Source organism: Herbaspirillum rhizosphaerae (genome assembly GCF_001189965.1).
Lineage (GTDB): Bacteria > Pseudomonadota > Gammaproteobacteria > Burkholderiales > Burkholderiaceae_D > Herbaspirillum > Herbaspirillum rhizosphaerae.
This window is the reverse complement of the sequence record NZ_LFLU01000003.1, coordinates 170967-191138: the sequence shown is the minus strand read 5'-3', so window position 1 is coordinate 191138 and position 20172 is coordinate 170967. Positions and strand designations below refer to the sequence as shown.

Below are 20172 nucleotides of genomic sequence, written 5' to 3'. Positions count from 1 at the left end.
CGATTTATTCCGGCAAGGCGATGCGGATACCCAGTCCCACAAACGCACAGCCGGCAAGCCTGTTCAAATAGAGAGCGGCACGCGCCTGACGCTTGAAGTACGCGCCGACGATGCCGGAGAAAAACGCAATTGCGCTGAAAATCGCCAGCGCCTGCAGGATGAACACCACCGCCAGCAACAGCATCTGCCAGGCCACATGGCCGGCCTGCATGTTGACGAATTGCGGCAGGAAGGCGATGAAGAACAGCGTCACCTTGGGATTGAGGATATTGGCGATCACGCTTTGCCAATAAATGCGCGACAGGCTGACCGGCGTCATGGTCGCCTCCATCGACATCGATGCGGCAGAACGCAAGGTGCGGATGCCGAGATAGACCAGATACGCCGCGCCCGCATATTGCAGGAAGTGATACGCCGCCGGATAGGCCTTGATGATGGCGGCAAAGCCCAGCACCGCCAGCAAGGTATGGAAAAACAGTCCCGATGAAAAGCCGAGCGCCGCGACCAGTCCGGCTTTCTTGCCTTGCGCGATGCCGCGCGTGAGGACATAGATATTGTCCGGCCCCGGCGCCAGGGTCAGCATCATGGCGGCGATCAGAAACAGGAAAACGTCAGGCATGGCGCATCAACCTTCGATCAGGGCGAAGGTATTGCTGATCTCTTCGCCGAATTTATCAAGGAACATCAACTGGCGCACCAGTTGGGCGGCGCCGGCGAAATCGTTGGCGTCGAGCAGCGTTTCAATGCGGGCGACGGTATCTTTCTTCGCGCCGCGCAAGGCGCCGTCAAGTTGTTCGAGCGCATCGATATTCTTGCCTGCACGTGCATCGTCGAGTTCTTCACGCCATTCCATTTGCTGTATCAGGAATGCCGGCGGCATGGATGTATTGGATTCGGTTTGCAGATCGACGCCGTTGAGCTCGCACAGATAGGAGGCACGCTTCAGCGGATTCTTGAGCGTCTGGTAGGCTTCGTTGGCGCGGGTGGCCCATTGCATGGCGACGCGCTTTTCGGCGCCGGTGGCATTGGCGAATTTGTCCGGGTGCGCCTGGTTCTGCACGCCGTGGAACGCCTTTTCCAAGGCCGTCAGATCGACGGCAAAGCGTTGCGGCAATTGGAAAAGTGCGAAGTGATTTTGCATACGTTGTGCAAAGCTTGTTCAGTTGAACAAAAATAAAAAGCCTGTTCGGACTTCAACAGGCTTGGCAGAACTACTCTTCGGAGGCTATCGCTGACGATTCTGGCTAAGCACTGGACTCGATCCACCCGGTCGCCATGTATCGGCAACCGCGGCGATCACGACATCCATCACGGCATCAAATACGGAAGCTTTCGCCGCAACCGCATTCGTCCTTCATGTTCGGATTCTGGAACTTGAAACCCTCGTTCAGGCCTTCGCGCGCGAAGTCGAGTTCGGTGCCGTCGATATAAGGCAAGCTCTTGGGATCCACATAGACGCGAATGCCGCGCGATTCGAACATCTGATCTTCCGGTGTTTCTTCGTCCACATATTCCAGCTTGTAGGCCAGGCCGGAGCAGCCGGTCGTGCGCACGCCGAGGCGCAGGCCGATGCCTTTGCCGCGGCGCTCCATGTAGCGGCTGATATGCTTTGCCGCTTTTTCAGTCAGTGTGATTGCCATGATGCTTGCCCTTCTTTATTAGGCCGCAGCCTTTTGCTCAACGCTGCCGTGCTTGGCCTTGTAGTCCTGCACTGCGGCCTTGATGGCGTCTTCCGCCAGGATCGAGCAGTGAATCTTCACCGGCGGCAACGCCAGCTCTTCCGCGATCTGGGTGTTCTTGATCGACAAGGCTTGATCCAGTGTCTTGCCCTTGACCCATTCGGTCACCAGCGACGACGAAGCAATCGCCGAACCGCAGCCGTAGGTCTTGAACTTGGCATCCTGGATCACGCCATCGGCGCCGACCTTGATCTGCAACTTCATGACGTCGCCGCAAGCGGGCGCGCCGACCATACCAGTGCCTACGGTCTCGTCGCCCTTTTCGAAGGCGCCGACGTTACGTGGGTTTTCGTAGTGATCGAGTACTTTTTCCGAGTAAGACATTTTGATGCTCCTTGATGAGGTCGCCCCTGCGTTCTATATGGGGGCGGTTTTCATTTTCGCGATATTAGTGTGCAGCCCATTGGATCGTGCTGATGTCGATCCCGTCCTTGTACATATCCCACAGCGGCGACAGTTCGCGCAGCTTGCCGACCTTGCCCTTGATCAGGTCAATGGTGAAGTCGATGTCTTCTTCGGTCGTGAAACGGCCGATGGTGAAACGAATCGAGCTGTGTGCCAGTTCGTCGCTGCGGCCGAGGGCGCGCAACACGTACGACGGTTCCAGGCTGGCCGAGGTGCAAGCCGAACCGGACGACACCGCGATGTCCTTGATCGCCATGATCAGGGATTCGCCTTCGACGTAGTTGAAGCTGACGTTCAGATTGTGCGGCACACGGTGTTCCATGTCGCCGTTGATGTAGGTTTCTTCGATCTCTTGCAAACCCTTGGCCAGACGGTCGCGCATGGCGCGGATGTGGGCCAGTTCGGTGTCCATTTCTTCGCGGGCGATGCGGAAGGCTTCTCCCATGCCGACGATCTGGTGCGTCGCCAGCGTGCCGGAACGCAGACCGCGCTCATGACCACCGCCGTGAATCTGCGCTTCGATACGCACGCGCGGCTTGCGGCGGACGTACAGCGCGCCGATGCCCTTGGGACCGTAAGTCTTGTGGGCCGAGAAGCTCATCAGGTCGACTTTCCAGTTTTCCAGGTCGATCTTGACCTTGCCGGTTGCCTGCGCAGCGTCGCAATGGAAAATGATGCCCTTGGAACGGCAAAATTCGCCGATTTCAGGCACAGGCTGGATCACGCCGATTTCGTTGTTGACCAGCATGACCGAGATCAGGATGGTGTCGGGACGCACCGCAGCGGCGATCTGCTCGACGGTCACCAGACCGTTGTCCTGCGGTTGCAGGTAAGTCGCTTCAAAGCCTTGGCGTTCCAATTCGCGGAAGGTATCCAGAACAGCCTTGTGCTCGGTCTTGACCGTGATGATGTGCTTGCCCTTGGTCTTGTAGAACTGTGCCGCACCCTTGATTGCCAGGTTGTTGCTTTCGGTCGCGCCGGAAGTCCAGATGATTTCGCGCGAATCCGCGTTGACCAGCTTGGCGACTTCTTCGCGTGCATCTTCCACGGCCTTCTCTGCGGTCCAGCCGTACATATGGCTGCGCGATGCAGGATTGCCGAACTGCTCGCGCAGGTAGGGAATCATCTTGTCGGCCACGCGCGGGTCGACCGGCGTAGTCGCCGAGTAATCCAGGTAAATTGGAAAATGCGGCGCCTTGATGGTGTCCAACAGGCTTTTTTCCAGAGGTGCATTCATTTTGTTCTAGCTCCAATCAAACCGCTGCGTGAGGGCGGTGCATGACAACCACGCTTTGTTCAGTGCCGAGATTTCGGTGTTCCGGCTGCTTCTGTTCTTTCTGGTGTTGCTGGTCGACCAGGTCTTGCAGAGAGACCGAGTCGAGATATTCGACCATTTTTTCATTGAGCGTCGACCACAGGTCGTGCGTCATGCAGCGCGTGCCACCGGGGTGGGTGACGCTATGGCAATTTTCCTTGCCGCCGCATTGCGTTGCATCCAGGGGTTCATCGACGGCGATGATGATGTCGGCCACCGACACATCGCCCGCCTTGCGCGCCAGGTTGTAACCGCCGCCGGGTCCGCGCACGGACTCGACGATCTGGTGACGCCGCAATTTGCCGAACAACTGCTCCAGATATGATAAAGAAATTTCCTGCCTCTCGCTGATGGCGGACAACGTGACGGGGCCATTGCCCTGGCGCAACGCCAAGTCAATCATCGCTGTCACAGCAAAACGGCCTTTAGTAGTTAATCGCATGAAATCTCGACTCCAGAACAGTTTTCAGAACCACTCCCTGAATTCCCGAATATTTACGTCAAGTATATCAAAGTTGAGTAATCTTGTCAGGTACTGAAAAACCGTCAAAAACGACGACTGCTTCATGGCTTCCGGACACTACATGTCATTGCGACACCCGGACTCAAACCCCGCATTGAAGCCCGTCAAACGCCCCAAAGAATCCCACCTCGAGACGCTCACGCCATCAGGCAGCTTCATGCACTTCAATCGCATCCACCCGATCAGGATAAAACGCGACGTGATCCCTGATCGCCGCAACGGCGGGATACGGATCTTCGTAGCTCCACACCGCATTGACCGAACGCTCGCCGCCGGACGGAATGCTGTAATAGGAACATTCCCCTTTGTACGGGCAATAGGTATTGTGCTCGGTGCGCTCCAGTAGCGACATGTCCACATCCTTGCGCGGAATGTAATACACCGGCGGGTACGCTGCCTCGCGCAAGGTCAGCGCCGATGCAGAATCCGCAACGGTGCGGCCGCCCAGTGTCACGACGATGCGCGCGCCGCCCGATTCGATGCTGATCGGATGGTCGGGGCCGGGGATCTTGACTGTTCTCGCGTTCATGATTTTTACTCCTGCTCCATCGTGGATAGAGCGATAAGTTAGCGGAAATAAAAAAGGCTTGCAGCGTTTGATCTGCAAGCCTTTTCATCTGCTCGATTACTTGTGAAGAACGTCGGCAAGATTCTTGTTGTTCATCCCGAAGCTGGCAATCGCCACCAGCCCCAGCAATCCCAGCGCGCTGCCCAGCCACATGGTGGAAGGAATGCCAACCGCGTCCACCACCACGCCGCCGACAAACGAGCCGACGGCAATAGCCACTTGCACGATACTGACGAACAACGCCGAACCGGCTTCCGGCAGATCAGGCGACGATAGTTGCAGCCAGATGCTCAGGCACAGCGGAATCGCACCGAAGGCAATGCCCCAGGCGATCACCATGGCCGTCACGCCGAAGCTGGAGGCATGCACCAGCGGCAGGCACAGCAAGGCGATCATCAAGATCGTCACCATGCCGAACAGCGACGCCTGCAGATGACGCGTCACCACCGCCGAGATCGCCAGATTGGAAACGAAACCCACAAAGCCGAACGCCAGCAACACGGTCGTGATGGCCGACAGGCTGAAACCGTTCTGGCCGAGGAAAGGCGCGACATAGGTGTACGACGAAAAGTGCGCGCCGAACACCAGCGCCACCATCAGCAGACTCTTGCGCGGATTGGCGCGGCTCACCAGCGTGGTCAGATCGCGGAAGCGGATCGCCGCCTTGGAAGGCAAGGACGGCAACAGCAAGGTTTGCGCCGCCAACGCCAGCGCCGCCAGAATGCCGGTGGCGATGAACGATGCGCGCCACGACGACAGGCCGCTGATGAAGGTGCCCAGCGGCACGCCGATCACCGTCGCAAAGGTCACGCCGCTGAGGATCATCGCCGTTGCTTTCGCCGCATGCTCCTGCTTCACCAGACGGCCGGCGGTGGCCAGGGCCAGCGTCCAGAAACCGCCCAACGCCGCGCCGAGCAATGCACGCCCCAGCAGCATCACACCAAACGAAGGTGCAAACGCCGACACCAGATTCGACGCCAGCAACAGCACCGACAGCATCAGCAGAATGAAACGGCGGTTGATGCGCCCCGCCCCCAGCATCAGACCCGGCGCCGAAATGGCCGCGACCACACCAGGCGTGGTCACCATCAAACCGGCAGTACCCGGCGAAACGCCGAGGTCATGCGCGATTTGCGGCAACAAGCCGACCGGCAAGAACTCAGTCGTCACGAACGCAAACGCGCCGATCGCCACCGATACCACCGACAGCCACGACCGCAACGGCGACGCCGCGTTTTCGGCCGCGCTGAGCGGATCGTGCGCGACGTCGTCCTGCACGCCGCCTACCGCGATATTCTTTTCCATGTAAAACTCCTGAACTCTGTTTGCTCTTGCGCCGCCCCAGCGCCGAGCTGATTAATCTTGATCAAATGCCGCTCCGGCCAACGGCTTGCGCCGGCTGCACTGACTGCATTCGCTTGCTTCCTTGTTTCGTCGCCTGCGATGCCAATAACATTCCATCGGCATCGCTTGATTATTTAAACTGTCTTATTTTTAATGACAGTTATGAAGTAAAAATTAGGACCTCAGAGGATCCTTCTTTTCAGGTGCAGCTTGTCTCGTTATATGCGAAGCCTAAGATTCGGCTTCGTCGGAAATTTTATTCACAAGCTCGGACAGTTTTCTGCCCTTCAATATTTTCAGCATCGCGCCTTCGACCTCGGTGATCACCGGTTCCAGCGCCATGTCCATGCCGCAGCTGACGGGACAGCATAAATCCTTGGGTCGCGTATTGTGCTTCAGCACCGGCTCTTCTTCCACCGCCTGATAAATTTCCGCCAGGCTGATCTGCGAAGCCGGCCGCGCCAGCTGCGCACCGCCGCCCCGCCCCTCCTTCGTCACTACCAGATGCGCTTTCGACAGCTTGCACAGCAATTCGCGCACGAACACGGGATTGGTATTGACGCTGGTCGCAATGGCGGACGAGGGGAGAAACTCTTTCCCCTCCCGGGTCGCGTGCTCGACGCTGACCAATATGTGTGCCGCCACGGCAAATCGACTCGACTTCATACTGTAGTTATATTCGATACAGATATTGAAGTCAACAAACTTCGCTGAATATGCTTATGCAACTTTCGGGCCGGATGCAATTCCGACCGCAAAAGCAAAAGCCCCGCACGAATGCGAGGCTTTCAAATTGGTTGGCTCCCCGACCTGGACTCGAACCAGGGACCTGCGGATTAACAGTCCGTCGCTCTACCGACTGAGCTATCAGGGAACAGCTGAGGGCGCGATTATGAACTAATTTTTATTTCCCCGCCAGAACTTTGCAGAAGAAATTAACAACTTTGGTTCACATCGCGCAGCCACACTTTCACTCAATGTGCGGCATCAGAAAAATGCACTTCGAAGAAGAGGATTTCACTTCTATCGAAATTGAAAAAGCCCCGCACGGATGCGAGGCTTTTCGAATTTTTTGGCTCCCCGACCTGGACTCGAACCAGGGACCTGCGGATTAACAGTCCGTCGCTCTACCGACTGAGCTATCAGGGAACAGCTGAGAAAAAGATTATGACCGGAATTTTACTTACTGTCAAAACCTTTTTGCATCCCGACCATTTTCACGGCCCGGATGCGCTCCCCTGTTCAGAGAACTTTGGCGATGGCGTCGACGACGGCGTCGATGTTCTTCGTGTTCAGCGCAGCGACGCAGATACGGCCGGTGTCGACAGCGTAGATCGAGAACTCGTTGCGCAGACGTTCGACTTGCGCCTTGGTCAGGCCGGAGTAGGAGAACATGCCGCGTTGCTTGATGACGAAATCGAAATCATGCGCCGGCGCTTTCTCTTTCAGCTTGGCAACCAGCAGCTGGCGCATTTCGCGGATGCGCACGCGCATCTCGGCCAGTTCGCTTTCCCACAGGGCGCGCAGTTCCGGCGACGCCAGCGCAGTCGCGACGACCTGGCCGCCGTGGATCGGCGGGTTGGAATAGTTGGTGCGGACCACGCGCTTCAATTGCGACAGCACGCGTGCAGCTTCTTCGTTGGTGGCGGCGACGATGCTCAGCGCGCCGACACGTTCGCCATACAGCGAGAACGACTTCGAGAACGAGTTCGACACGAACAACGGGCCGCCGGCTTCTGCGAAGCGGCGCACCACCTTGCCGTCTTCTTCGATGCCGTCGCCAAAGCCCTGGTAAGCCATGTCGAGGAAAGGAATCAGGCCGCGCGACGTCACCACTTCGATCACTTGCGTCCATTGATCGGCAGTCAGGTCGGCGCCGGTCGGGTTGTGGCAGCAGGCGTGCAGCAGCACGACGGAGCCGGCGGCCATGGTCTTGAGCGCATCCAGCATGCCGGCGAAGTTCACGCCGCGGGTCGCCGCATCGTAGTAAGGATAGTTGTTGACGGTGAAGCCCGCCATTTCAAACAGCGCGCGGTGGTTTTCCCAGCTTGGATCGCTGATCCAGACTTGGGTGCCGGCCGGCGAGAAATGCTTCAGGAAGTCGGCGCCCAGCTTCAGTGCACCCGTACCGCCCAGCGCCTGCACGGTCAGCGCACGCTTCTCTTGAACAACCGCGCTGTCGGCACCAAATACCAGTTCCTGGACTGCCTTGTCGTACGTTGCCAGACCATCGATCGGCAGATAAGTACGCGGCGCCAGTTTGGCAGCCAGTTCAGCTTCCGCTTTTTTCACGCATTCCAGCAGCGGCACCTTGCCGTTATCGTCGTAATAGACGCCGACGCCGAGGTTGGTTTTGCCGGGATTCTTGTCGGCATTAAAACCTTCCGTGATGCCGAGAATAGGGTCGCGTGGCGCCATTTCAATGGCGGTGAAAAGGGAGGAGGCTGAGAGAGGTGCGTTCATCGTGATAACATAAAAAGTTAGCTGCAAATGTGGATTGCAGTCGGGATGGATGCAGGGCAAAGCCGCGAGCCGAGCACCGTTTTGCAACGCATAATTTTACCAAAGGTCGAATGACAATGGCTGATTTATCCCCCCTAAGTACCGTTGCCCCTACTCTCGACGAGGGTAAGTTCCTGACTTTTCCGGATTCGCCCTACCGTCTGTACCAGCCCTTCCCGCCTGCCGGCGACCAGCCTGCGGCGATCGACAAGCTGGTCGAAGGCGTCAATGACGGCCTGTTTTTCCAGACCTTGCTGGGCGTCACCGGTTCCGGCAAGACCTACACGATGGCCAACACCATCGCCCGCCTCGGCCGGCCTGCGATCATCTTCGCGCCGAACAAAACGCTGGCGGCGCAGTTATATAGCGAATTTCGCGAGTTCTTTCCGCAAAATGCGGTCGAATATTTCGTCAGCTACTACGACTATTACCAGCCGGAAGCTTACGTGCCGCAGCGCGACCTGTTCATCGAGAAAGATTCCTCGATCAACGAGCACATCGAACAGATGCGCCTGTCCTGCACCAAATCGCTCATGGAACGCCGCGACGTTGTGATTGTGGCAACTGTTTCCGCCATCTACGGTATCGGTAATCCCAACGAATACCACCAGATGATCCTGACCTTGCGGGCCAAGGACAAGGTCAGCCAGCGCGACGTCATCGCGCGCCTGATCCAGATGCAATACTCGCGCAACGAAGTCGACTTCGGCCGCGGCACCTTCCGCGTGCGCGGCGACACCATCGACGTGTTCCCGGCGGAACATGCCGAACTGGCGGTGCGCATCGAAATGTTCGACGACGAAATCGACAGCCTGCAATTGTTCGACCCGCTCACCGGCCGCGTGCGGCAAAAGATTCCGCGCTTCACCGTCTACCCCGGTTCGCACTACGTCACGCCGCGCGCCACCGTGTTGCGCGCCATCGAAACCATCAAGGACGAGCTGCGCGAACGGCTGGAGTTTTTCCGCAAGGAAAACAAGCTGATCGAAGAGCAGCGCCTCGAACAGCGCACCCGCTTCGACATCGAAATGATGACCGAGATCGGCTTCACCAAAGGCATCGAAAACTATTCGCGCCATCTGTCCGGCGCCAAGGCCGGCGATCCGCCGCCGACGCTGGTCGATTACCTGCCGCAGGACGCGATCATGTTCCTCGACGAATCGCACGTGCTGATCGGCCAGTTGAACGGCATGTACAACGGCGACCGCGCGCGGAAAACGAATCTGGTCGACTATGGCTTCCGCCTGCCGTCGGCATTGGACAACCGGCCGCTGAAGTTCGACGAATTCCAGGGCAAGATGCGCCAGACCGTGTTCGTCTCGGCCACGCCGGCGGATTTCGAGAACAAGCACGCCGACCAGGTGGTCGAGCAAGTGGTGCGTCCGACCGGCCTGGTCGATCCGCTCATTCAGGTGCGCCCGGCCACCACGCAGGTCGATGACCTGATGCAGGAAATCACCATCCGCGTCAAAAAGAACGAGCGCGTGCTGGTGACCACGCTGACCAAGCGCATGGCCGAACAGCTGACCGAATTCCTCAGTGACAACGGCATCAAGGTGCGCTACTTGCACAGCGACATCGACACCGTCGAGCGCGTCGAAATCATCCGCGACCTGCGCCTGGGCACCTTCGACGTGCTGGTCGGCATCAACTTGCTGCGCGAAGGCCTGGACATTCCCGAAGTGTCGCTGGTGGCGATCCTCGACGCCGACAAGGAAGGCTTCCTGCGTTCCGAGCGCAGCCTGATCCAGACCATCGGCCGCGCCGCGCGTAACCTCAACGGCATGGCGATCCTGTACGGCGACAAGGTCACCGATTCGATGCACCGCGCCATCGGCGAAACCGAACGCCGCCGGGCCAAGCAGGTTGCCTTCAACGAAGCCAACGGCATCACGCCGATGGGCATCAAGAAGGAAATCCGCGAACTCATCGACGGCGTCTACAGCCCGCAGGAAGCGCGTGTCGAACTGATGGTCGCGCAAGAACAGGCCAACTACGAAGCCATGAGCGAGAAGCAGGTCAGCAAGGAAATCAAGCGCCTGGAAAAACTCATGCTGGATCACGCCAAGAACCTGGAGTTCGAAAAGGCCGCCAAGGTGCGCGATCAGTTGCATCAGCTCAAGCAGCAATTGTTCGGGGCTGCGGGCGACGATACGATCGCCGTTGCCTGAACAAACAAATCAGCCGTGGCATCGCAAAGCATCTGAAGCTGCCCGCATTGATTTATCATGCGGGCAGCTTTTTATTTACCGACTCCATACACAAGACATCTCTCATGCCGGCTACCGTCCCTTCCGCCCTGCTCGATCTTTGCAATACCGCCGATCCGTCCTGGCACGCCACCCTGAAAACCGGGCTGCAAGCCATTGCCGACAAAGATCCGGCCTATCTGCCGGCATTAGTGGAAGACCTCACCTATCTGCCGACCGAAGGCCGCATCTTCGCCGCCTTCCTGCAACCGATCGATCAGGTGCGTTACGTATTGGTCGGCGAAGGCCCGTATCCGCGCCCGGCCAGCGCCACCGGCGTGTGCTTCATGGACGGCGCAGTCGGCTCGCTGTGGTCGGACAAAGGATTGTCCAAGCAAGTCAATCGCGCCACTTCGCTACGCAACTTCATGAAGATGCTGCTGGTCGCCGACGGCCAAGTCTCCGTCGACAAGACCAGCGGCGACGCCTTGCTCGATATCGCCGCGAAAGCGCAGGCCGACACAGCCGGCACGATCCAGACGCTGTCCGACCTGCAAGACAACCTGAGCGCACAAGGCTTCCTGCTGCTCAACGCCAGCCTCGTCTTCCGTACGCACGTGGCGCCGGTCAAGGACGCCAAGGCATGGAAGCCGTTCTTCGAGACGGTGTTGAAAGGATTGGCGGAACATGCCGAAGCAAACAAGAAGACCCTGCCGACACTGGTCCTGTGGGGGAAAATCGCAGAGCAGTTGCACGGCTTGCCGGTAGTGGAACGCTTCCCGCGTGCGGTCGCCGAGCATCCTTACAACCTGAGCTTCATCGCCCACAGCGGCATGCAAAAACTGTTCGGCGACATGCACTTGCTGAAGAAGCAAGCCTGAGCACGAACAAAGCCCAACAAGCTGCCAATCGGCATCAGATCGGTATCAGGCACGAATTCAGATTCAACTAATCGCCAGGAATGACGGCACCCTCTGCGGGTGCCTTTGCGGGATGAAAGCGACGCATCGTAGTGCTCTGCGTCGCTTCGACATCGGCTTCCCGCCAACTGCGGCGGGGCGACATCTGTTTGCTGTGAGCCGGTACGGCGAGATTGCTTCCGGCTCGTTCTCCTGTCGCTTCAAACCCGATCGTCAGAATCAGATCGGGATGCGCGCAGCATTTTTACATCTCTGGCATCACGCCAATATCATTCAGTCATTACGACTGTCTTGCTTCCGATTAGCTATCAGATTTGCGATTGCAGTTGCGACAAAGCCAGCAGGTGGCTGCGATCGAGTTCGCGCAAACGGCGTTCCATGTCGGCGTGGTTGACTGCGCCTTCCAGGTACGGTGCGTCGTTAAGATCGAACAAAGGGCCGTTCATGGCTGGCTTGGACGACGAGAAAGCGCGTTCGACAAAGAACTGGAAAGCTTCCAGCAAACTCTGTAAATTATTAGAAAAACCGGCAGATTGATAAGTAGACATTTCTTTCTTTCACATAAATAACGTTGCAGTGATAGTGAGAATAGGGGCTGCCTCCTACTTTAAAAAGCAATATTTTCCGACACCAGCATAAGAAAAACTAACACCATGAGTATTTCCCTACCGCCGCTGAAGGCCCTCAAAGTGTTCGAAGCGGCAGTGCGCACGCGGAGTCTGACGATTGCCGCGCATGAATTGCATATCACGCATAGCGCGGTGAGTCAGCAAATAAAATTGTTGGAAGAACATTTCGGCCAACCCTTGTTTATTCGTCTTCCGCGTGGCGTGGAAGCAACGGAAGCGGCGCAGGTGTTTTATACGGAAGTACGCGCCGCCCTCGACCGCATCGCCATGGCGGCGGAGCAACTGACCCTGACCGGCAAGAACCGCATCGTGCGCGTGATTACCGCGCCCTCAGTGGCGATGCGTTGGCTGATTCCGCGCCTGTCGCAGTTCCAGATCGACAACCCGCGCATTGAGGTACGCGTCACGACCACGGTGTCGGAACACTTTGAAGACGTCAAGGATCCCTTCGACGTGGTGCTGTGGCGCAGCCCGCTGGAGCGCAGCGGCTTTGAATGCGTACGCTTTCTGGACGACGTCTCGGCGCCGCTGGCGTCGCCGCATTATCTTGAATTGCATCCGATCAACAAGCCGGCCGACTTGCTGCAAGCGTCGTTGATCCACCTGAGCGTACGTGCGGATGCCTGGCAGCAATGGCTGATCAAGGCCGGCGTGCCGGTGAAGAAGAAATTGCAGGGAACCAGCTACGAGCACTTTTTCCTGAGCTTGCAGGCGGCGTCGACGGATCTGGGAATTGCGATGGGATCGCTGGCGCTGGTCGACGACGACTTGTCGCACGGCCGCTTGCGCCAGCTGTTTCCGGAGGTGGTGTTGCACGGCCAGGGCTTCCACATGTTGCACAGGATTGCCGACGGCGGCAATGCCAACACCGGTAACGCCCTGAAAACCTTTATCTCGTGGCTGATGCAGATGGGACAGGCATCAGCCTACGATCCGCGCAAGATTTACTCGGCCGATTCCAGCACGTGAACGGCGCGCGCCGCGATGAGGTCTTTCGACTTTTCGCGGTAGTCGAGCATGTGCGGTTGGGTGAAATGGACCTTGAGCGCTTCGGCGCTTTCCCATTTTTCGATGAAGGCGAAGGTATCGGGGCCGAGTTCAGCCTGCGAACCGCCGAAGCCTGGCACGTCGACGACCGGACCGTAGTCGATGCAGCCTTGTTCGGCGCGGACGGCAGCCAGATTGGCGCGCACCAGTTTCAGCAATTCTTCGCGTTTGCCCGGCTTGGCGGTAATGATTGCAACTACGTGGACCATGTTGTCGTCTCCTGTGTGGTGTGATGAAGAAAACGACAGCATACGCGAAGTCCCGATTTCGTGACGGCGCGGGCATGCTCCCCTCCCAGCGCCGCCGCACCATTCATGAAATCAATTCACTCAGTTCAACTTCATCTGCGCCAGCAGTTGCTCGATGTTGTAACGCATCAGCTTCAGATAAGTCGGCGCCGGACCGTCGGCCTGCGACAGCGCATCGGCATACAGCTTGCCGCCCAGCGTGACGCCGGCTTCCTTGCTGATCTGTTGCAGCAGCTTGGGGCTGCTCATGTTTTCGATGAAGACGGCGCGGATTTTTTCCTTGCGGATCTGGCGGATCAGATTGGCGACTTCCTTCGCGCTCGGCTCGCTGTCGGTCGACACGCCTTGCGGCGCCAGGAATTTGACCTGATAGTGCGCGCCGAAATATTCAAACGCATCGTGCGAAGTGATCACCTTGCGCTTGGCGTCGGGGAACTGTGCAAACTGCTGCGTCGCCCAGCGATCCAGTTCGTTGAGTTTGGCGATGTAGGTGTCGCCGTTCTTCTGATACACCGGCGCACCGGCCGGATCCAGCTTACTCAGCGCCGCGACGATATTGCGCGTGTAGACAACGATGTTGGCCGGATTCTGCCAGGCATGCGGATCGTTCTTGCCGTGGTGGTGGTCATGATCGTGGCCGTCATGTTCGTCGTGTTCTTCGCTAATGCGATCGCGCACCGCGATGCCGTTCGATGCGACAACGATGTCGCCGCGATAGTTGGCCGATTGCACGACGCGTTCCATCCAGCCTTCAAAACCGAGACCGTTGATGACCACCAATTTGGCGCGGGCGACCGACTTGATGTGGTCGGGAGCCGGCTGAAACACGTGCGCATCCTGGTCAGGACCGACCAGCGTGGTCACGGCGATACGATCACCGCCCACATTGGCGACGACGTCGCCGAGGATGCTGAAGCTGGCGACGACCGGCAACCTGGCGTCGGCTGCGGATGCAGAAGATACCTGGGCGAGCAGCACAGCTGCGCCCAACACGATGTGACGAAACAATTTCACGACGACTCCTGATAAGAAATTATGCGCGCAGATGCGGCCGGCGCAACATGCGCGGCAACCAGCCGCGCGGGGCAAAGATCAAAGACAAGAAATAGAAACCGCCGGCACATACGATGATCACCGGCCCGGACGGCACCGACGCGTAATACGACAACATCAGCCCGGCATAGCCGGCGGCAGCAGCCTGCACCGTGCTGTTGACCAGTTGCGCCGGCAGCGTGTCATGCCACAGCCGAGCCGACACCGCCGGCAGCATCATGAGACCGACCGCCATCAGTGTGCCCAAAGTCTGGAACGACGCCACCAGATTCAGCACCACCAGCATCAAGAACAGTTGCTGATAAATCGTATTGCGTCCGCCGCTGGCAGCGAGAAAGGACGGATCGAAGCTTTCCAGCAGCAAACCCCGATACAGCCCCGCCATCAGCAGCACGCTCAGGCTGGACACTCCGGCCACCAGCAGCAAGCCTTCGGTATCCACGCCGAGCACGTTGCCGAACAGGATGTGCAGCAGATCGAGCTGGGTGCCGTGCCCGGAAATCATGATCACGCCGAGCGCCAGCGCCACGACGTAGACGGCGGCCAGGCTGGCGTCTTCCTTGAGTTCGGTATGGCGGCTGATCCAGCCGGCCAGTGCGACCACGATCACGCCGGCGAGGAAACCGCCGATGCTCAGCGCCGGCAAAGACAGGCCGAAGAAGATGAAACCCGCAGCCACACCCGGCAACACCGCATGGCTCAAGGCTTCGCCGAACAGGCTCATGCGGCGCAAGGTCAGCATCACGCCCAGCGGCGCACTGCTGAGCGCCAGCGCCAGCGTCGCCACCAGCGCGCGGCGCATGAAGGCAAACTCCTGAAATGGCGCAATCGCGAATTGATAGAAATCGTGCAGCAGCATCATCGCGGCGCTCCTTCGCTGTGCTTGACGTCGACAACGTCGACGGCATCGACAGCACAGAGCGGCGCATGCTCATCCACGGCTTCCGCCATGGAACGCGCGCGATGCAGGTTTTCATGGCACAGCACGGCTTCCGTTTCGCCCCAGGCGACGACATTGCGCGCCAGCAGCAAGGATTGCGGGAAAGCGCGGCGCACCTGATCGTAGTCGTGCAGCACGGCGATCACCGTGCGTTGCTCGGCATGCCAGGATTTGATGATGTGCAACAGGTCGTTGGTGGTTTTGGTGTCGATAGCGCTGAAAGGCTCGTCCAGCAGGATCAGTTCGGCATCCTGCAGCAGGATGCGCGCGAACAGCACCCGCTGGAACTGCCCCACCGACAGACTGGCGATCGAACGCTGTGCAAAACCGTCGAGGCCGACCGCGGCCAGGGCATCTTCGCCACGCCGCACCATGTCGCGGCTCATGCGACGGAACAGGCCGGCCTTCGACCAATATCCGAGCAGCACACAGTCCAGTACCGAAATCGGAAAGCTGCGATCGATCTCGGCCTGCTGCGGCAAATAAGCGATACGGCTGGCGGCGGCATGCTTGACTACGCGGCCGCTGTTGCAGCGAACCAGGCCCATGATGCTCTTGAGCAGCGTACTCTTGCCGGCGCCGTTGGGGCCGACGATGGCGGTCAGCGAACCTTGCGCGAAATGGCCGCTGACGTGATGCAGGGCCGGATGCCGGCGGTAGGTGACGGTCAGGTTTTCCAGGGAAATGGCGACGGACATGTTCAATCGCCTCCCAATGCCCACATGACGCCGAGCCACATGATCAGGCACACCGGCGCGACCAGCAGCACGCGTTGCCACCAGGGCAGCGCGAGGACGCTGGTTTGTTGAAAGAAGCGGGAAAGCATAGTTGTGGCGATATTTTTGTTAGTCGATTTGCTACGGCAACGAGCATTCAGAACACCCGGCAAATGGCCGCATGGAACCAAAATCACCGTTACAAATCTGTTTGCAACCGAGTTGCGAAACCACAATTATAATGCAACATTGTTGCAAGATGTGACAAGCCTCGAAGAAATCCGACAATCCAGTCAAAATGCTGCCCGAGCCTTTCCTTTCGGAAAATCCCGGCGGCTCAACCTGAAGAAAGATCGCGTCCATGAATTTTCGTACCCGTAAGCTCGCTGCAGTACTCTGCTCCGCCCTCCTGTTCTCCGTCGCTACAGTCGCCACTGCGCATGAAGCCCACGTCCACGGCGTCGGCAAGCTCGACGTCGCGCTCGACGGCAAGACGCTGTCGCTGCACCTCGACTCGCCGCTGGTGAATCTGATCGGTTTTGAACATGCGGCCAAGAGCGCCAAAGACAAGCAAGCCGCGCAAGACATGGCCAAGACGCTGCGTAATGCCGCCAACGTCTTCGTCACCACGCCGTCAGCAGAATGCAAGGTCAGTGGAGTCCAATTGGTGTCCGCAGCCATCGAACCTGCGTTGCTGGGAGAAGCGGCGGCAAACAAACCCGCAGGCCATGAAGATCACGACGGCCATGCCGACATGGATGCCGATTTCAGCTTTCAATGCGCATACCCGGAACGCCTGCAACGCATCGACGTAAAACTGTTCGACGCCTTCAAGGGATTCAACAGCATCGACGTGCAACTGGTCACGCCCAAGCGTCAGGGTGCAACCAAGCTGACGCCGGCGGCGGCAAGCATCACCATTCAATAATTGATCAAGCAACCAATATGAGCGACGCTGCCATCGCCTTGCGCGATATCTCTTTCACCTGGCCCGGCCAGAAGACGCCGACGCTGGCGTTGGACCGGTTCGATGTGCAGGCGCATGAACAGGTCTTCGTCAGCGGCCCCAGCGGCAGCGGCAAGAGTACGCTGCTGGCGCTGATCGGCGGCATCGCCAGTCCGCAAAGCGGCAGCGTCGCCATTCTCGGACAGTCGCTGGACGGTTTGCCGGCGTCGCGGCGCGACCGCTTTCGCGTCGATCATATCGGCTTCATTTTTCAGCAATTCAATCTGATTCCTTACCTGTCGATTCTGGACAACGTGCTGCTGCCTTGCCAGTTCTCGGCTTATCGCCGCGAACGCGCGCTGGCGCAAGGACAGGATTTGCACGCGGCGGCGCATTCGCTGTTGCGCAGCCTCGACCTGGCGCCGGATTTGTGGACGCGTGCGGTGACGCAATTGTCCATCGGCCAGCAGCAACGCGTGGCGGCGGCGCGCGCGCTGATCGGCCGGCCTGAAATCGTGGTCGCCGACGAACCGACCTCGGCCCTCGACAGCGACCGCCAGCAAGCCTTTCTCGACCTGATCCAGCATGAGTGCGAACAGGCCGGCGCCAGCCTGGTGTTCGTCAGTCATGACCAGCGCCTGGCCGAGCGCTTCCATCGCCGCATCGCGCTCAACGACATCAATCGTTGCGCCGCCGTGGAGGAATCGGCATGAGTTTCCTCTTCCGGCTTGCCGCGCGCAGCGCGTGGAATCGCCGTTTCACCTTGGGCCTGATGCTGCTGGCGATTGCGCTGTCGAGCGCCATGCTGCTCGGCATCGAGCGCGTGCGCCACGAAGTGCGCGACGGCTTCTCGCAATCGGTGTCCGGCACAGATCTTGTGGTGGGCGCGCGCACCAGCCCGGTTCAGTTGATGCTGTATGCGATCTTCCGCATCGGCGGCGCGACCAACAACATGGGCTGGGACAGCGCGCAAAAGCTGGCGAAAAATCCGGCGGTGAAATGGACGATTCCGCTATCGCTGGGCGACTCGCATCGCGGCTTTCCGGTGCTGGCGACCAACGGCAATTATTTTGAACATTTCCACTATGGCGATGGACAGGCATTGCGCCTGAGCGAAGGCCGCCCCTTCGCCAGCGTATTCGAAACCGTGATCGGCGCCGAAGTCGCGCAGCGCCTGCATTACAAACTCGGCGACCGCATCGTGCTCAGCCACGGCATGGGCAGCCTGCATCTGACCGATCACGCCGACAAGCCGTTCACGGTGGTCGGAGTCCTGGCGCGCACCGGCACGCCGGTGGACCGCACCGTGCACATCGGTCTCGATGCGATGGAAGCCATCCATCTGGATTGGGAAGGCGGCGCACCGATGCCGGGCCTGTCGATTGCGCCGGCGCTGGTCAAGAAATTCGACCTGACGCCCAAAACCGTTACCGCCGTGCTGGTCGGCCTGAAGAATCGCGCAGCGGTGTTCGGCGTGCAGCGCGACATCGCCGACGACAACAGCGAGCCCTTGATGGCGGTGCTGCCGGGCGTGGCGCTGGACGAATTGTGGCAAGTTGTCGGCGTCGGCGAAAACGCGCTGCTGGTGGTCTCCGGCATGGTGGTGATCGTCGGCCTGGCGGGACTGGTGTCGGCGATCCTCGCCAGCCTGGGAGAGCGACGGCGCGAGCTGGCGGTGCTGCGTTCGGTCGGCGCGCGACCCGGCGACATTTTCCTGCTGCTGGCGCTGGAAGGGTTAGCCGTGATGCTGGCCGGCGTCGTACTGGGCGTGGTTTTGCTGACGCTGGCGCTGTTTGCGCTGGGGCCCTTCCTCAGTGCGCAATTTGGCGTAACATTGCATCCGGCCCTGCCCGCTGCCGGTGAATTGCAACTGTTGCTGTGGACCATCGTCGCCGGCTTTGTCGCCAGCCTGTTGCCGGGCTTGCGCGCTTACCGCCTGAGCCTGGCCGATGGCCTGACCCCGAGAATTTGAGGTCACGCATTGAACGCGTGAAAATGAAATCATGAAAAGTATTACCTGGATAGGCGGCATCGTAGCCGCCGGATTGCTGGTCGGCTATGGCGCCCATCTTGCCGCAACGCCCAAGACCTTGGCTGCAGCGCCAACGGCAGAGGCGATCAACGCCGGCACGGCGGCCGGGGCGGCATCGGCGCCGTATTCCGACAACGCGCAATATAAAGTCGGCGATCATCTGCAACAAAGTCCCGATCTGTCGAACAAGCCCTACAAACCATCCGGCAAGAACGAGGGCGCCTTCCGCGAGATCGCCTGGGAATCCCTGATGCCGAAAAACTGGGACGCCATGGCGCCGTTCAAGGGATTGAAGCTGGACAAGATGGAAGACGGCGATCCGCGCGCCATGGAAGCGCTGTGGAAGGCCAAAAAGTACTGGAAGAATGCGCCCATCGATCCGAGCATGGACGGCGTATCGATCCGCATCCCCGGCTTTGTGGTGTCGCTGGAGCGCGAAGGCGAAGCGCTGAAAGAGTTCCTGCTGGTGCCCTACTTCGGCGCCTGCATTCACGTGCCGCCGCCGCCGGCCAACCAGATCATCCACGTTCACAGCAGCAAGCCGGTCAAGAACACTCGCACCATGGATGCGGTGTGGATCAGCGGCGTGCTGAAGGTGGAACATTCGGACACGATGATGGGCACCGCCGGCTACAGCCTGGCGTCGGTCAAGGTGGAACCGTACACGGATCAGGCGCCTGCGCAGTAGGCGGATTTCATTGCAGAGCTGTGGATATGCAGGCCAAGTTATCCCCACATTTTGGGAGCAAGCCTGTGGATAAGCGCTGGAGAAGTCGCTTAAGTGTTTGATAACAATCGAAATTTCAATTCGTTGTCATTCTTGGGCAAGCGAGAACAAAAATCGCGGAAAAGATATAGCTAATTACGCACCCCGCGCCACCGGGCTGGATCACCAGCAGGGAGGATGGCAGCTTCCACTACGTGTGCGTACAGCCGGGTTACAACGCCACTATCCGGCATTGGCGACTACTCAAGCCAACTCTCGCCGATCTTTGCCGCAAAATCGTTGAGGAAAAAAAACCTGCGATACTTGCGTATCGCAGGTGAATCTAAAGC

The 20172-nt window shown here is 59.0% G+C and carries 23 protein-coding genes and 2 tRNA genes; 7 read left to right on the top strand and 18 right to left on the bottom strand.

All coding sequences use genetic code 11. From position 1 onward, the window contains the following. Window positions 1-4: 4 nt before the first annotated feature. The 12 genes from AKL25_RS06335 to AKL25_RS06280 all read right to left on the bottom strand — a co-directional run bounded on the left by AKL25_RS06335 (window position 5) and on the right by AKL25_RS06280 (window position 8357). Complete coding sequence (locus AKL25_RS06335) at window positions 5-619, bottom strand: LysE family translocator (protein WP_050476795.1); 615 nt, start codon at window positions 617-619, stop codon at window positions 5-7. A 6-nt stretch (window positions 620-625) separates the two neighbouring features. Continuing rightward, the gene (gene hscB / locus AKL25_RS06330; protein ID WP_050476794.1) at window positions 626-1141 is read right to left on the bottom strand and encodes a Fe-S protein assembly co-chaperone HscB; all 516 of its coding nucleotides are present in this window, start codon (window positions 1139-1141) and stop codon (window positions 626-628) included. Window positions 1142-1316: 175 nt separating this feature from the next. Continuing rightward, window positions 1317-1640: an iron-sulfur cluster assembly protein IscA gene (gene iscA, locus AKL25_RS06325; RefSeq protein ID WP_050476793.1), complete on the bottom strand. Its 324-nt coding sequence runs from the start codon at window positions 1638-1640 to the stop codon at window positions 1317-1319. Window positions 1641-1658: 18 nt separating this feature from the next. Further along, complete coding sequence (iscU, locus tag AKL25_RS06320; protein WP_007880057.1) at window positions 1659-2063, bottom strand: Fe-S cluster assembly scaffold IscU; 405 nt, start codon at window positions 2061-2063, stop codon at window positions 1659-1661. Between the two features lie 64 nt (window positions 2064-2127). After that, window positions 2128-3381, bottom strand: a complete 1254-nt coding sequence (locus AKL25_RS06315) for an IscS subfamily cysteine desulfurase (protein ID WP_050476792.1) — start codon at window positions 3379-3381, stop codon at window positions 2128-2130. Window positions 3382-3397: 16 nt separating this feature from the next. Beyond that, window positions 3398-3901 (bottom strand): Fe-S cluster assembly transcriptional regulator IscR, encoded by a 504-nt coding sequence (gene iscR / locus AKL25_RS06310; protein WP_050476791.1) that lies wholly within the window; start codon window positions 3899-3901, stop codon window positions 3398-3400. A gap of 226 nt (window positions 3902-4127) precedes the next feature. Then, complete coding sequence (locus tag AKL25_RS06305) at window positions 4128-4511, bottom strand: DUF427 domain-containing protein (RefSeq protein WP_050476790.1); 384 nt, start codon at window positions 4509-4511, stop codon at window positions 4128-4130. 96 nt (window positions 4512-4607) lie between these two features. Continuing rightward, window positions 4608-5855: an MFS transporter gene (locus AKL25_RS06300; protein ID WP_050476789.1), complete on the bottom strand. Its 1248-nt coding sequence runs from the start codon at window positions 5853-5855 to the stop codon at window positions 4608-4610. 270 nt (window positions 5856-6125) lie between these two features. Next, the gene (locus tag AKL25_RS06295; protein WP_083444594.1) at window positions 6126-6560 is read right to left on the bottom strand and encodes an Rrf2 family transcriptional regulator; all 435 of its coding nucleotides are present in this window, start codon (window positions 6558-6560) and stop codon (window positions 6126-6128) included. 132 nt (window positions 6561-6692) lie between these two features. Next, window positions 6693-6768: transfer RNA gene (locus AKL25_RS06290), tRNA-Asn, on the bottom strand. 199 nt (window positions 6769-6967) lie between these two features. Further along, window positions 6968-7043: transfer RNA gene (locus AKL25_RS06285), tRNA-Asn, on the bottom strand. A 93-nt stretch (window positions 7044-7136) separates the two neighbouring features. Next, window positions 7137-8357 (bottom strand): amino acid aminotransferase, encoded by a 1221-nt coding sequence (locus AKL25_RS06280; protein ID WP_050476788.1) that lies wholly within the window; start codon window positions 8355-8357, stop codon window positions 7137-7139. 116 nt (window positions 8358-8473) lie between these two features. Here AKL25_RS06280 and uvrB point away from each other — a divergent pair, with 116 nt between their 5' ends. Both uvrB and AKL25_RS06270 read left to right on the top strand, forming a co-directional pair. Beyond that, the gene (uvrB, locus tag AKL25_RS06275; protein WP_050476787.1) at window positions 8474-10567 is read left to right on the top strand and encodes an excinuclease ABC subunit UvrB; all 2094 of its coding nucleotides are present in this window, start codon (window positions 8474-8476) and stop codon (window positions 10565-10567) included. A gap of 104 nt (window positions 10568-10671) precedes the next feature. Further along, complete coding sequence (locus AKL25_RS06270; RefSeq protein ID WP_050476786.1) at window positions 10672-11466, top strand: uracil-DNA glycosylase family protein; 795 nt, start codon at window positions 10672-10674, stop codon at window positions 11464-11466. 347 nt (window positions 11467-11813) lie between these two features. Here AKL25_RS06270 and AKL25_RS06265 read toward each other — a convergent pair whose 3' ends face one another. Further along, a complete protein-coding gene (locus AKL25_RS06265) occupies window positions 11814-12053 on the bottom strand; it encodes a hypothetical protein (RefSeq protein ID WP_050476785.1) in 240 nt (79 codons plus the stop codon). A 105-nt stretch (window positions 12054-12158) separates the two neighbouring features. Between AKL25_RS06265 and AKL25_RS06260 the strand changes: the two genes are divergently transcribed. Further along, a complete protein-coding gene (locus AKL25_RS06260) occupies window positions 12159-13103 on the top strand; it encodes a LysR substrate-binding domain-containing protein (RefSeq protein WP_050476784.1) in 945 nt (314 codons plus the stop codon). Here AKL25_RS06260 and AKL25_RS06255 read toward each other — a convergent pair. The 5 genes from AKL25_RS06255 to AKL25_RS24730 all read right to left on the bottom strand — a co-directional run bounded on the left by AKL25_RS06255 (window position 13079) and on the right by AKL25_RS24730 (window position 16248). Next, window positions 13079-13390, bottom strand: a complete 312-nt coding sequence (locus AKL25_RS06255) for a putative quinol monooxygenase (protein ID WP_050476783.1) — start codon at window positions 13388-13390, stop codon at window positions 13079-13081. The genes AKL25_RS06260 and AKL25_RS06255 overlap by 25 nt on opposite strands. 120 nt (window positions 13391-13510) lie before the next feature. After that, entirely contained in the window at window positions 13511-14443 is a 933-nt protein-coding gene (locus AKL25_RS06250; RefSeq protein ID WP_050476782.1) for a metal ABC transporter substrate-binding protein, read from the bottom strand. A gap of 19 nt (window positions 14444-14462) precedes the next feature. After that, entirely contained in the window at window positions 14463-15344 is an 882-nt protein-coding gene (locus AKL25_RS06245) for a metal ABC transporter permease (RefSeq protein WP_050476781.1), read from the bottom strand. Then, the gene (gene aztA, locus AKL25_RS06240; RefSeq protein WP_050476780.1) at window positions 15341-16120 is read right to left on the bottom strand and encodes a zinc ABC transporter ATP-binding protein AztA; all 780 of its coding nucleotides are present in this window, start codon (window positions 16118-16120) and stop codon (window positions 15341-15343) included. The genes AKL25_RS06245 and aztA overlap by 4 nt, the downstream gene beginning before the upstream one ends. A 2-nt stretch (window positions 16121-16122) precedes the next feature. Continuing rightward, window positions 16123-16248, bottom strand: coding sequence for a hypothetical protein (locus tag AKL25_RS24730; RefSeq protein ID WP_276203003.1), 126 nt, complete (start codon window positions 16246-16248; stop codon window positions 16123-16125). Window positions 16249-16499: 251 nt separating this feature from the next. Here AKL25_RS24730 and AKL25_RS06235 point away from each other — a divergent pair, with 251 nt between their 5' ends. The 4 genes from AKL25_RS06235 to AKL25_RS06220 are packed head-to-tail and all read left to right on the top strand — an operon-like array spanning window position 16500 to window position 19804. Continuing rightward, a complete protein-coding gene (locus AKL25_RS06235; protein ID WP_050476779.1) occupies window positions 16500-17066 on the top strand; it encodes a DUF2796 domain-containing protein in 567 nt (188 codons plus the stop codon). A 17-nt stretch (window positions 17067-17083) separates the two neighbouring features. After that, window positions 17084-17797 (top strand): ABC transporter ATP-binding protein, encoded by a 714-nt coding sequence (locus AKL25_RS06230; RefSeq protein ID WP_050476778.1) that lies wholly within the window; start codon window positions 17084-17086, stop codon window positions 17795-17797. Next, window positions 17794-19056, top strand: a complete 1263-nt coding sequence (locus AKL25_RS06225; RefSeq protein WP_050476777.1) for an ABC transporter permease — start codon at window positions 17794-17796, stop codon at window positions 19054-19056. Before AKL25_RS06230 ends, AKL25_RS06225 begins: the two co-directional genes overlap by 4 nt. 31 nt (window positions 19057-19087) lie before the next feature. Further along, window positions 19088-19804: a DUF3299 domain-containing protein gene (locus AKL25_RS06220; protein ID WP_050476776.1), complete on the top strand. Its 717-nt coding sequence runs from the start codon at window positions 19088-19090 to the stop codon at window positions 19802-19804. Window positions 19805-20172: the final 368 nt, after the last annotated feature.